This is a genomic window from Kitasatospora sp. NPDC059571 (genome assembly GCF_042735675.1).
Taxonomy (GTDB): domain Bacteria; phylum Actinomycetota; class Actinomycetes; order Streptomycetales; family Streptomycetaceae; genus Kitasatospora.
The window spans coordinates 18098-30828 of sequence record NZ_JBHWBW010000033.1; the positions used below are offsets into that span (position 1 = coordinate 18098).

The 12731-nt window shown below is 74.5% G+C and carries 8 protein-coding genes and 2 pseudogenes; 2 read left to right on the forward strand and 8 right to left on the reverse strand.

The annotated features are described in order from the left end of the window. Nucleotides 1-20 precede the first annotated feature (20 nt). Nucleotides 21-1091 carry a helix-hairpin-helix domain-containing protein gene (locus ACFV0G_RS06665; protein WP_380542670.1) on the reverse strand — a complete coding sequence of 357 codons (1071 nt, stop codon included), beginning with the start codon at nt 1089-1091 and terminating at the stop codon, nt 21-23. Further along, a complete protein-coding gene (locus ACFV0G_RS06670) occupies nt 1091-4555 on the reverse strand; it encodes a DNA polymerase III subunit alpha (RefSeq protein ID WP_380542673.1) in 3465 nt (1154 codons plus the stop codon). The genes ACFV0G_RS06665 and ACFV0G_RS06670 overlap by 1 nt, the downstream gene beginning before the upstream one ends. A gap of 301 nt (nt 4556-4856) precedes the next feature. On the opposite strand from ACFV0G_RS06670, the gene ACFV0G_RS06675 reads away from it, so the two are divergent. Then, nucleotides 4857-6080, forward strand: coding sequence for an esterase/lipase family protein (locus ACFV0G_RS06675; RefSeq protein ID WP_380542676.1), 1224 nt, complete (start codon nt 4857-4859; stop codon nt 6078-6080). Between the two features lie 323 nt (nt 6081-6403). Then, nucleotides 6404-7151, forward strand: a pseudogene (gene lexA / locus ACFV0G_RS06680) (transcriptional repressor LexA). Nucleotides 7152-7192: 41 nt separating this feature from the next. Here lexA and ACFV0G_RS06685 read toward each other — a convergent pair. The 6 genes and pseudogenes from ACFV0G_RS06685 to ACFV0G_RS06710 form a co-directional block, all read right to left on the reverse strand. Beyond that, nucleotides 7193-7738 (reverse strand): hypothetical protein, encoded by a 546-nt coding sequence (locus ACFV0G_RS06685; protein WP_380542679.1) that lies wholly within the window; start codon nt 7736-7738, stop codon nt 7193-7195. 52 nt (nt 7739-7790) lie between these two features. After that, the gene (locus ACFV0G_RS06690; RefSeq protein WP_380542682.1) at nt 7791-8564 is read right to left on the reverse strand and encodes a hypothetical protein; all 774 of its coding nucleotides are present in this window, start codon (nt 8562-8564) and stop codon (nt 7791-7793) included. Next, complete coding sequence (locus ACFV0G_RS06695) at nt 8561-9451, reverse strand: hypothetical protein (RefSeq protein ID WP_380542685.1); 891 nt, start codon at nt 9449-9451, stop codon at nt 8561-8563. The genes ACFV0G_RS06690 and ACFV0G_RS06695 overlap by 4 nt, the downstream gene beginning before the upstream one ends. 175 nt (nt 9452-9626) lie before the next feature. Continuing rightward, entirely contained in the window at nt 9627-10331 is a 705-nt protein-coding gene (locus ACFV0G_RS06700; protein WP_380542688.1) for a S1 RNA-binding domain-containing protein, read from the reverse strand. Between the two features lie 35 nt (nt 10332-10366). Then, on the reverse strand, nt 10367-11422 hold the full coding sequence (locus ACFV0G_RS06705; protein WP_380542691.1) for a LacI family DNA-binding transcriptional regulator: 1056 nt from the start codon (nt 11420-11422) through the stop codon (nt 10367-10369). A gap of 121 nt (nt 11423-11543) precedes the next feature. Next, a pseudogene (locus ACFV0G_RS06710) lies at nt 11544-12731 on the reverse strand (hypothetical protein); the annotation flags it as partial.

A 12731-nucleotide genomic window follows, 5' to 3' on the forward strand; every position in this document is an offset into this window, starting at 1 on the left:
TACGCGGGCGGGCGGGGACGTCAGGAGCCGATCGGCGAGCGTGCGGCGCGGTACGGCCGGCGGTCGGCGGCGGCAGGACCGGCGCGGTGCCGCCGGGGTCCGCCCGGGCTCGGGAGGGCGGTGAGGGCGGCCGGGCGGAGGGTGCCGGTGCCCCAGCGGTGGTTGGCCCTGTCGATGACCGGTTCGAGGGTGCGGCGGTCCTCGGCCCCGGGGTCGAGGGTGAGCTGGGTGTGGCCGGTGGCGGCGGGGGCGAGGTGGGCGACGCGGGCGGTGACGGCGCGGATGCGGGCACGCTGGAGGCCGAGCGCGGCGAACATGCCGTACAGGGTGTCGGCGAGGTGGGGGGTGTGGGCGGTGGGCTCGCGCAGGGTGCGGGTGCGGGTGGTGCCGGTGCGGTCGGCGTAGGTGATCTGCAGTTCGAGGGCGCGGCAGGTCTTGTGGCCGGTGCGCAGGCGGAAGCCGAGGTCGGTGGCGAGGTCGAGCAGGGTCCGGCGGATCCGGTCGGGGTCGAGGACGTCGGTCGGGAAGCGGCGGCCGGCGGTGATGCCGGCGGGCGGCCCGGAGGGGACGACGGTGCGGGGGTCGTGGCCGTTCGCTCGCTCGTGGAGCAGACGGCCGGTGCTGGTGCCGGCGATCCGCTGCACGGTCGCGAGCGGCAGGTCGGCGAGTTCGCCGACCGTGGTGATGCCGAAGCGGGCGAGGGCCCGGGCGAGCTTGGGGCCGATGCCGGGCAGGGCCTCGACCGGGCGGGAGCGCAGGAACCGCCCGGTGTCCGGGGTGCCGGGGCCGAGGATGCGGGTCTGGCCGGGGGCGCAGGTGTCGGCGGCGAGGCCGGCCAGGAGCGGGCTGTCGCCGCCGCCGATCGCGGCGTGCAGGCCGAAGCGGGCGAGGAGGCGGGTGGCGACCAGGTCGGCGAGGCCTTCCGGGGTGCGGTCGAAGTAGCCGAGCGCGCCGGTGACGTCGAGGAGCGCGGATTCGGGCGGCAGGGCCTGGACGGCGGGGGTGATGTCGCCGAGCAGGGCGAACGTCTCGCCGTAGAGCGCGAACGGCACCCGGTGCAGGCGGACGTGGAGGATCGAACGGGTCGTCATCAGCCTGCGCTCCCCGGGCTCGCGTGCCACAGCCTGCCGGCGCCGCCGCGGCGGCCGCGCTCCGCGCCGGGCCCGTCGGCAGGGTCCGCACGGGCCTCGTGGGTGTCGGTGGGCGGGGCGGTGGTGCGGGTGAGGTACTCGCGTACGGCTGCGGTGCCGCCCGCGGTGTGGGCGTCGGCGACCTCCTGGAGGTTCCAGGCGCAGGTGCCGATGACGGTGACGGACCTGCCGCGGCGGGAGACGGTGCCGCGGGCGAGGATCAGGAAGTGGTGGAAGAGGGGGTAGGCGGCCTGGGCGTGGGTGTCGTCGAAGAACGTGAGGTCGACCTGTCCGGCGTCGCCGCGGGAGCCGTCGTCCAGGGACACGAAGATCGTGCGGCGGCCGGAGCGCATCGGCGGGGTCTGGATGGCGACCTTCGCTCCGGCGACGAGGACGGTCTCCCCCTCGCGGTGCTCCTTCAGCAGGTGGGCGGGGGTGACGCCGAGCTCGGCGAGCAGCGGGTGGAAGGGCTCCATGAGGTGCCGGGAGGCGTCCATGCCGATGACCTCCAGCTCGGCCTGCATCTCGTCGAGCGGGGTCATCACGGGCAGGCCGGTGGTGCCCGGCGCGGGGGCGGCCGGCGGGGCGAGGACGAGTTGGGCGGGGATGGTGGCGGTGCGGTGCCGGCGGTGGAGTTCGTCGATCTGCAGGAGGAGTTCGCGGCGGTGTGCGCCGGGGGCGAGCCGGTCGAGGGCGCCGATGCGGGCGAGGCGTTCGGCGACCGGATGGGTGGGGCGGGCCCGGTCCCAGAAGTCGGCGATGTCGCTGTAGGGGCGGCAGGTGTCGATCCGTTCGGCGATCTCCTCGGTGATGCCGTGGATGTCGGCTATGGAGACCCGCAGGCCGAGGCGGCCGTCCGGGAGCCGTTCGGTGCGGTAGCCGGCGGCGGAGTGCTGGACGTCGACGGGCAGGACGGGCACGCCGCGGCGCCGCGCGTCGGCGAGGACGAGCCGCTTGGGGTACATGCCGGGGTCGTGCTCGAGCAGGCCGGCGTAGAACGGGGCCGGGTAGTGGGCCTTGAGCCAGGCGGACTGCAGGGTGGTCAGGGCGAACGCGACCGCGTGGCTCTTCGCGAAGCCGTACGCGCCCATGTTCTCGATCATCTGCCAGACCTCGTCGACGACGGCCTCGGTGTAGCCGGCTGCGGTGGCGCGCCTGCGGTACCAGGCCTCCAGCTTCGGCAGCCGTTCCGGCCCGGCCAGCGCCCGGCGGGCCTCCTCCCCCATCGCGAGGTCCGAGCGGGTCATGGTGGCGAACACCTTGATCAGCTGCTCGTTGAAGATGACCACGCCGTAGGTGGAGCGCAGCGCGGGTTCGAGGTCGGGGTGGGGGTAGTGCACGGGTTTCCTGCCGTGCCGACCGAGGAGGAAGGGTCGGATCATGTCGGCCTGGACGGGGCCGGGGCGGAAGAGGCTGATCTCGGCGACGAGGTCCTCGAAGGTCTCGGGCTGGAGGCGGCCGGCGAGATCGAGCTGGCCGGGCGATTCGAGCTGGAAGACGCCCAGGTTCTGGCCGCTGCGCAGGAGTTCGTAGGCCTCCGGGTTGTCCAGCGGGACGTGGGCGCGGTCGTCGAGGTCGATCCTGCGGCCGGTGGTGCGTTCGATCTCCTGCACGGCATAGGCCATGGAGGACTGCATCCGGACGCCGAGGACGTCGAGTTTGAGGAGGCCGAGGCCGTCCAGCTCCACGTCCTCCTTGTCGAACTGCATGGCGGGGAAGCCCTCGGTCGGCGTCGGCACGACGGGGGTCCGGGCCAGCAGGGTGTTGTTGGAGAGGATGACGCCGCAGGGGTGCATGGCGGTGCCGCGCGGGAGCGCGTCGAGGCCCTCGGCGAGGTCGAACAGCGGGCCGTAGCGGTGGGCGTGCTCGCGGACGTTGCTCAGCTCCGGGAGCTCGGCGAGGGCGGTGGTGATGGAGCGGGCGGTGATGTGCGGGAAGGCCTTGGCGAGGCGGCCGACCTCGTCCGGCGGCAGGCCGAGCGCGAGGCCGGTGTCGCGGATGGCGTGCCGGGCGCGGTAGGTCTCCGGCATCGACAGGGTGCAGACCCGCTCGGTGCCGTAGCGGGCCATGATGCGGCGGTAGACGTCCAGGCGGCGGGCGGACTCCACGTCGATGTCGATGTCGGGCAGGCTCTTGCGGCGCAGGTTGAGGAACCGTTCCATGATCAGCTCGTGGTCGAGCGGGTTCACGAACGAGATGCCCAGCAGGTGGACGACCAGGGAGCCGGCGCCGGAGCCTCTCGCCTGGACGCGGATGCCCATCTCCTTGACGTCGTCGACGACCTGGGCGACCGTCAGGAAGTAGGTGGGCCAGCCGAGCGTGTTGATGACGCGCAGCTCCTCGTCCAGGCGGGCGCGCATGGTGGGGCTGCGGTCGTAGCCGAGCCGGGTCATCGCGGCGTCGCACCGCTCGCGCAGGACGCGGGCGGAGGTGCCGGGGGCGACGCCGACGACGTGCTCCTCGGGGAAGTGGACCTGGCCGATGCCGAGGTCGGCGGCCGGGTCGAGGCGGCAGTCGGCGGCGGTGCGGGCGGTGGTGGCGAGCAGGTGCGCGGCCCCGCCGTGCTCCTGGCCGGCCGCCCGGGCGACCTCCTCGGCGAGCGCGGCCATCTCGCGGTGGTCCTTCAGGGTCCGCTCGCCGTTGCAGGTCCTGCCCCGCCGGATCGGCATCAGCAGCCTGGCCGAGTCCAGCACGTCCGCGACCCGGGCCTGGGCGGGGTCGAGGTAGCGGACCGCGTTGGTGATCACCGCGAGCAGGTCGAGGTCGGCGGCGAGACCGACCGTGCGGGCGGCCAGGCGCAGCGAGCCCGCGCCGGTGCCGGTGCGGCGGTGGTGGACGGCCTCCAGGCGCAGATGGGGGCCGAAGGCCTCGCGCCAGGGGCCGAGGAGGTCGGTCGCGGTGTCCGGCCGTCCGGCGGCGAGCGCGCGGACGGGCTCGGAGGCGGGGCCGAGGAGTGCGGTCAGGCCCTCGGCGTGCTGCGCGATCGTCTCCCACGGCACGATCGGCTGGCCGCCGCCGCGCTCGGCGCGTGCGGCCCAGGCGGCGGTGATCAGTGCGCAGAGGTTCGCCCAGCCGGTACGGTCCCTGGCCAGCAGGGTCACCCGGGGTGCGGACTCGTCCACGAACGCCCCGCCCCGGGCCGGACTGCGCCGCCGCTCCCCCGCCGGGCCCACTCCCCCGGCACTGCGCACCGGTCCGACGCGGTCGTCGGCCAGCAGCGGGACGGCGAGGTCGGCGCCGAGGACCGGCCGGATGCCGGCCACCGCGCAGGCCTTCGCGAAGCGCACCGCGCCGGCGACCGTGTCGCGGTCGGTCAGCGCGAGCGCGCCGAGCCGCTGCTCGGCGGCCCGTGCGGCGAGTGCGTCCGGCAGGCTCGCGCCGTAGCGGGCCGAGTAGCCCGAGGCGACATGCAGATGGGTGAACACGCACGCCACCTCCTTGCTCTCACGACCCCCTGACCGGTCCGGACCCCCTCCGTCCCACCAGCGTAGACCCTGTTCGAATATTTGTGCGAATACCTTTCGCGTGTCGCCGCGCGTCGACGGACGGCCGGCGGCCCGCCCGCCGGGCCGGGGCCCCGCGGGTCACTCGTACGAGCGACAGCCGCAGGCGCGTCGCAAACCGTTTCCACACGAAGCAGTGAGGATGCGAAGCAGTCATGTCCCCACCCGGCGTGCGTCCGCCACCCCTGGGCGCCGCCATGCACACAGCACTAAGGAGCCGGCCTTGGCCGAGCAGAACATCGAGCAGGACTTCCCTGCCTTCACGCTTGCCGATCCGATCGCGTCCCCGACACCGCTCCCGTATCCCGTTCCCCCGGCGGACGAGGAGTGGCAGCTGCCGAACGGCTTCGCCAACGTCTACTACGCCCAGGGCACGAAGGGCGTCCAGCGGCCGGTGATCATGGCCGACGGGTTCAACCTCGGCCGCAGCGACCTGGACTGGCTGTACGCGGGCCTCGACCGGGACTTCCCGCTGATCACCCGGATGCGCCAGCAGGGCCGCACCGTCATCCTGCTGGGCTTCGAGGAGCGCACCGCGTCCATCCTCGAGAACGCCCAGGCCGTGCAGGCGGCCGTCATGCGCACGATCGCCGAGCAGCTGGGCGACGCCCGGCTGACGGTCGGCGGCTTCAGCATGGGTGGCATGATCACCCGCTATGCCCTGGCCAAGCTGGAAATGCAGCGCATGGACCACCGGACGGGGCTGTACTTCTCCTGGGACAGCCCGCACCGCGGCGGCGTGATCCCCATCGGGCTCCAGGCGTTCGCGCACTTCATCCCGACCCTGCCCGGCATGACCCACCCGTTCGCGCAGCAGATGGACAGCCCCGCCGCCCGGCAGATGCTCTGGCGGCACTACGACAAGGAGAGCGGCGAGGTCCGCGTCGACCCGATGCGCACCGAGTTCCTGGCCCAGCTGGACCGCGTCGGCGGCTGGCCGCGGATCCCGCGCCTGCTGGCGCTCGCCAACGGCACCGGCAACGGCACCGGCCTGGACGTGCCGCCCGGCGCGATCGCGCTGAGGAGCACCGGCCTGATCGGCTTCCCGGGCACCACCTTCCGCACCCAGGCCACCGGTCGGGGCGTCACCGTCGCCGAGCTGAAGCGCCTGCTGCCGCCCGCCGCCCGGACGATCACCACCGACGGCTTCCCCGAACTCGACGGCGCTCCCGGCGGCACCCTCGCCTCGTACCAGATCGTCGCCGACGCCCTGAAGAAGAGCGGCGGCACCGCCGACCTGCGCCACCCCGAGATCTGCTTCGTCCCCTCCGTCAGTGCCGTGGCCATCCGCGACATCGACAAGCAGGACGACCTCTACGCAGAGATCGACAACCTGTCCCCGGACCAGAGCGACGTGGACGACTTCATCTGCTCCTCCACCACCACACCGCACACCGCCATCACCGAGGAACTCGGCACCTGGCTCCTGGACCGGCTGCCCCACTAGCCACCGGCCCGCGCCGCAGGCCGTCGACCCGACCTGACGGCCCGTGACCTCGCGCTGCCCCGGACCGCACCGCGGCCCGGGGCAGCCGCGTTCGAGCGAGGCCCGGCCCGCCCGCCCCCATGGCCACCCACGTCGTCCCGGTGATCGGGCCCGCACCCGAGGCGCCCGCTCCCCACCTACGGCCCGGCGCCGACGGCCGCTCCCGCCACCTGACGCGCTTCCCCCGACCGGCCGGTACGCCGCCACCGCCCGGCGCGAGCGCCGGGCCCGCACTACGGCCGATCCCGGGGGCGTGGTTCCCTTTACGCCGTCGAGGTGATCGAATCGGCGGGCGGCGCCCGGGCGCCGCCGAGGAGGCCGGGACCGATCAGGGAGCAGTGCATGGCGAAGCCGGATCAGGGCCCGGCCGACCACCGGGCCGACCACCGGGCAGGCGGGCGGCCGGGCGAGGACGCGCTCACCGATCGGCAGCGGGCGATCGTCGCCGCGATCCGGGAGTCGGTGGCCCGCCGCGGCTTCCCGCCGTCGATGCGCGAACTCGGCGAGGCCGTCGGGCTGAGCAGCACGTCCTCGGTCGCGCACCAGATCCGGCAACTGGAGGCGAAGGGCGTCCTGTACCAGGATCCGCGGCGTCCGCGCGCGTACCGGGTCCGGGGCGACCGCGACACCGACGGCACGCCCGGGGCGCGCCCGTCCGGCACGGTGGAGGTCCCGGTCGTCGGCCGGATCGCCGCCGGGGCGCCGATCCACGCCGAGCAGGACGTCGAGGAGGTACTCACCCTCCCCCGCCAACTGGTCGGCGACGGCGAGATATTCGCCCTGACCGTGCGGGGCGACTCGATGACCGGAGCGGCCATCCGCGACGGCGACATCGTCGCGGTGCGCCGCCAGCCGGTCGCCGACAACGGCGACATCGTCGCCGCCATGATCGACGGTGAGGCCACCGTGAAGCGCCTCAGGACCGACGGCCGCCGGACCTGGCTGGTCGCCGAGAACCCGGCCTTCGACCCGATCCCCGCCGACGAGGCCGTCCTCCTGGGCCGCGTCGTCGCGGTGCTGCGCCGCCTCTGACCGGAGCGGTTGCCGCCCGCGCGACGATCGTCGCGGGCTGCCTACCGTTCGATCTCCCAGAGATCCTCCGGCAGGAAGTACGAGCCACCGTCGAGTGCCTCGGCGGACAGGAACATCGGCCGGGTGATCAGGCGGTCGCCGGCCCGCTGGACGTTGATCACCACACCGAGGGACTCCGAGCAGACGAGTCCACCGCCCATGTACACGACCTCGCCGTCCGGCTCGTGGGCCGCGGCCCGGTCCAGCATCCACCGCTCCACCGCCGACGGCACCCGGGCGACCAGAGCCGCCCCGTCGACGAGAACCTGCGGCCCGCACAGGGCGTTGACGATGACCGCGGCGAGCCGCCCCTGCCCGTAGTACAGGCGCAGGCCGAAGTCGAGGTACCGGCCGTCCTCGCTGTCGCGAAGGCTGCACGGCGCGGGATGGTAGTGCCGGTGCGGCTCGGCCTCGGCGGTGGCCTGCCTCAAGGCATCAGCGGCCTCGGCGGGACTCATGCCGAAGCGCAGCGGCCCCACCGCCACGAACGGCTCCAGCGTCCACTGCCATCGCTCGCCGTCCGGCACCACGGGCCACAGTTCGATCACGGTCCCGGAGTGTACGGCGGTGCGGCGGAGGACGAGTCTGCGGACCTCCCGGTCAGCCGGTCCCCTCGTCCCGGTCCGCCGGCCGGCGGTCCAGGAGGGCGGCGACGGTGTCGCGCACACCGGTGGGGCGACCGCTCCGGGGCACCAGGCGGGCGCGGTCGGCGGAATCCCGGGTGAAGGCGTGCAGCCTCCCGCCCCGGGCGGCCAGGATCAGGTCGGTGGTCTCGCCGGCGATCTCCGCCGATCCGACGGTCGTGTACCGGACGGTGGTGAGCAGGGCGGAGCGTTCCGCGGCTGCCAGGACCGCCTCTGCGTCGACCGTCCGGTCGGCCGGGGCCCACGGTCCCCTGGGCAGCCAGTCGGTCAGGATCCGCAGGGTCTCGTCGAGGGTGCGCAGCGACAGTTCGTGGATACCCAGCGCGTCGATGCGGACGATCAGGCAGACGCGCTCCGGCTGGGGCAGGACGAGCGTCCGCCAGGGCTCGCCGGGTCCCGCACCGGTGATCCGCGCGTCCAGGACGGCCCGGGCGCGCCGTTGGAAGGCCACCGCGATGCCGAGGTCGCCCCGGACCTGGATCCGGTCCTGCCCGGCGCCGGGCACGAGGAGTTGGCGTGCGGCGAGCGAGCGGACGGCCTCGGCCAGCACCTCCTCCGAGGGGCGGGCCTCCAGGAAGTCCACGACCGCGTCCACGACGGTCAGCTCGGCGATGGTGTAGGCGCCGAGCGGGACCGCCCCGGTGTGGACGAGGTCGACCACGGCGGTCACCAGTCCCTCGGGGACGGAGGCGGACCCTGCCTCGGGCTCGGGGGCGTCGCCGTCGCTCACTGGTCGTCCTCCGTCCATCGGGTCCCCGGCGGCGGTCCGCCGTCGGGTTCCGCGAGCACGCGGGCCGCGGGCGGCAGCGGTGCCTCGCTGATCCACACCTGGGAGTTGCCGAAGAGCCCGCGCCCGGAGCGGCCGGAGAGCGATCCGCCGAGTTCGTCGGACGGCTCGTCCCGCTCGGGCGGGGGGAACCGCCCGGCGAGGTCGGCGGAGGCCGAGGTGGTGTCGTCGTCGGCCTCGATCCGCCGCAGCGCCTCGGCCAGCGACCGGGAGACGGGCGCGGCCAGCGAGGTGGGGACGGCGACGGCGGGCGAGAGGTACATCGGCCGCCGCTCGGTGACCCGGGACAGCCCCCATGGGCCGACGTTGCTGCGGGTGATCCGGTAGACGACGTAGTCCATCAGGTGGCGCAGGTCGTCCAGGCTGGGCAGTCTGCGGGCGCCGAACGCGGCCGGCGTCTTCTCCAGCTGCAGCCAGGTGCCGTTGGCGGTGCGGCCGTGCAGCTTCTCGCGCACCACCTGACCGCGCATGCCGATGTCCGGGTAGCGGGACTTGTCGATGTCGCGGTGGTGGCTCGACAGCCGGTGGTGACTCACCTCGGGGAACCGCCACGCCTCGTACAGCTGCGGCTCGTCGACCAGGACGTGGCCGCCGCACAGCACGTCGTGCAGCTGCGGGACCTGCAGTCCGTGCCGTTCCAGATCGGCGAGGATCGCCGCCTCCTGCGGGCTGAGCCCCTGGACGGCTGCGAGCAGCCCCTTGCGGTAGGGGGCGTTGCGCGCCGTCAGTTCGATCAGCAGCTGCACCCGGGTGCGCGTCTCCCGGGCGGCACGCTCCTGCTCCGCCCGCGCCGCGCGCCGCCTGGTGCGGCGGCTCTGCCCACTGACCATACGGACCAGTACAGCATCGGATGTATCTGGACAACAGCGGACGAAATGCCGCGTCGGGGTTGCAACCCGAACGGCGGTTCCCGGGTGGCGCCGCGCAGGGCGGAGGTCGGGCCACCGGCCCGGGCGGCCGCCCTGTGTGCCGCGGGGGTCGTGGCGGCTCAGGTCCCCGTGGGGGTCATTCGAGCTCCGTGGGGTGGACGAGCCCCTCGATCCCGTCGGCGAGCCGGACGAAGGCGCCGAACGGCACCAGTCGGGTGACCGTCCCGGGGAGGATCCGGCCCACCTCGACCCCGGCCGCGAAGGCCCGGAAGGGGTCCGGCTGCGTGGCCCGCAGTGACAGCCTGGCCTCCCCGTTCCAGGTGTCGAACTGGAGGAACTCGCAGCGGACCCGCTCGCCGGTCCGGACGATGTCCGTCACTGCGTCGAAGTACTGCCAGGACAGTTCGGGGATGCTGATGAAGCCGACGCCGGGGAAGACCGGATGGGCGGGGCCGTCGTCCAGCGCCACGAACACGCCGAACGACTCGATCGCCGCGACGGTGCCGGAGAGGATGTCACCGCGGCGGCACCGCGACAGGAACGCCCAGAGCTCCGGGTGCTCGGCGGCTGCCGTCGACAACCGGACCCGGCCCTCGTCCAGGTCGACGGCGACCACCCCGGCGGTGATCCGCCGGCCGACCTCGTAGGTCTCGGTCCGTCCCCGGCCCCAAACCGTGTCCGCAGAACCGAGCGATCCCAGTGCCCTCGTCGGGAATCCGTCGAGCGTCACCGCCTGCGCACGCGAGGGGTCACCCGCGGTGATCACACCGGTGCAGAGGTCGCCGACCTCGAGCGTCTCCAGGAAGCTCCGTACCGCCCCGTCGTCCGACACCCCGTCCATGCCGCCCCCTCGCGATTCCCCGTGCGTCCTTCCGCTCAGGCGGACTGGCGGATCACCAGCGACGGCCGGAAGACGACATGCGGCATCGCCTTGGCGGGCTCGGCGATCTGACGGAGCACCAGGCGGGCCATCTCGGCGGCCATGTCCTCGACCGGCTGCCGGACGGTGGTCAGTTGGGGATCGCAGGCGAGTGCGGGGCTGCTGTCGTCGAAGCCGACCACGGCGACGTCCTCCGGGACGCTGCGGCCGCTGCGGGAGAGCACCGGCATCGCCCCCAGGGCCATCAGGTCGGAGGCGATGAACACGCCGTCCAGATCGGGCCTCAGCTCCAGCAGGCGCCGCATCGCGGCCGCGCCGCCGTCCTGGGTGAAGTCGCCCTCCACGTGGACGGCCTCGCCGAGGCCGTGCGCAGCGACCGCGTCGCGGAAGCCCGCCAGGCGCTCCTGGCTGGCCGGCATGTCGAGCGGCCCGGCGATGGTGGCGATCCGGCGCCGGCCGAGGCCCACCAGGTGGTCGACCGCCAGCCGGACGCCCTCCCGCTGGTCGACGTCCACGTAGGCGATCGAGCAGGACGAGGCCGGCCGGGAGGCCAGGACCGCCGGCATCCGCGAGTCGCTGAGCCACTGCGGCAGCGGGTCCGAGACGTTGGAGGACACCAGGATCACGCCGTCGACGTGCCCCTGCCGGAGGTAGCCGAGCAGCTGGCCCCGGGAGTCGCTGTCGTCGGCGAGCATCAGGACCATCTGCATCCCCTGCGGGCGCAGCACCTGGATCACCCCGCTGACCACGCGGCCGAAGTGCGGGTCGGTGAACATCCGGCCGACGAAGGGGTCGAGCGCCTGGTTGCGCCGCTCGGCCTCGGAGACCACCAGCGCGATCGAGTTGGTGCGGCGGGTCACCAGGGACCGCGCGGCGGAGTTCGGGACGTAGTTGGTCGCGGCGACGGCCTCCTCGACGATCCGGCGCAGCTCCGGATCGACGGTGGACTTCCCGTTCACGACGCGCGAGACGGTGGCCCGGGAGACGCCTGCCACCTTGGCGACGTGCTCCAGGGTGACGGGCCTGGTCGAGGGTGGCAGATCGGTGGTCACGCTGCCAGTTATACCCCGTGCCGCAAGGCCCGTTCCGGTCGGATCCCGAACCGGTACCCGCTGCCGGGCGGCACGGCACCGGGCAGGGTCCGCGTTCCCGGTGGGACGACCCGCCCGGATCTCAGGACGGCGGGCGGACCACCGTGCCGTCGTCGAGGACTCCGGTCACCTCGGGGCGGCCGGCGGTGGGGCGTTCGACGGCGAGGGTGCGGTCGGACGGGGACTCGTCGACCGGGGCGCCGGCGCCGCGGACGCTGAGCCTGGCCACCCGGCGGCTGCCGGCGACCAGCAGGAAGTCGCGGCCGTCGGGCGCGCGCCAGCGGGTCCAGCCGACGGCGTTCTGGTCGAAGCGGCTGCAGCCGCGTCCCTCGGCGAGCCCCGTCCGGACGGCGCCGCCCGCGGCTCCGGGGAGGAGCACCTCGGTGGCGGCCGAGCCGTCGCCGTTCCAGCGGTCGGTGCGCAGGCAGACCCAGGTCGCGGTGCCGGCCCGTTGCGGCAGCTGCTGCTCGGCGAACGCCCAGGCGTTGACCTCCTTGACCCCGGGTCCGTGTTCGGGCAGTGCGCACGCCGTCCGGGACCAGGTCACCAGGGCCTCGCTGCCGGTGGCCTCGCGGGGTGCGCGGGCGGCGCCCTCGCGGGGCGGCGGGGTGTAGGTGAGGTGGGCGGGGACGAGGCCGCCGACGTCGGCGAGCAGGAAGGCGTGGTTCTCGGCGACCGTGCGGGAGGAGCGCAGTTGGAGGACGGGGCCGGCCTGGCAGTCGGCACCGGCGGTCGCCAGGGCCTCGGTGACGCCGCCGGTGCGGGACACGGGTCGGGCCGGGGTGTCGGGCTCGCGCAGGCGGCGCAGTTCGGCGGTCGCCACCCAGGGGGCGAGGAGGAGGCGGACGGAGCGGGCGGTGCGGCGCAGCACCACGGCGGCGCCGGTGGTGACGTCGCTGTCGTCGGCGCGGGCCAGGGTCAGGCCGCCGGCGTCGCTCCAGTGGGCGATCCGTCCGCCGTCGTAGAGGACGGCCACCCGGTCGCCGTCGACGGTGCCGGCGTACAGCAGCCGGGCCGGTGCGGCGGGGGGCCCTGCGGGTGTTCCGGGTTCGGTGTGCACGGTCGGGCCGCCGTGCTGCCAGGCCGTCAGCGCGCGGTCCAGCAGGGCGGTGTCGCCGGTGCGGTCGCCGCGGGCGGGCCAGGCGGAGAAGTCCAGCCGGGCGGTGCGGGTCCACTGGGCGGGTGCGACGCGCAGCAGGCCGGCCCGGTCGGCGGTGGCGGGTGCGGCGTCGCCGGAGGTGGCGGGCCGCAGGCCGTCGGCGGGTGCCTG

Bases quoted from the DNA above. Each gene is read 5' to 3' on its own strand.
- ACFV0G_RS06665 (WP_380542670.1), bottom strand. From the start codon at position 1,091: ATGACGACCCGTTCGATCCTCCACGTCCGCCTGCACCGGGTGCCGTTC.
- ACFV0G_RS06695 (WP_380542685.1), bottom strand. From the start codon at position 9,451: ATGGTCAGTGGGCAGAGCCGCCGCACCAGGCGGCGCGCGGCGCGGGCG.
- ACFV0G_RS06700 (WP_380542688.1), bottom strand. From the start codon at position 10,331: ATGGACGGGGTGTCGGACGACGGGGCGGTACGGAGCTTCCTGGAGACG.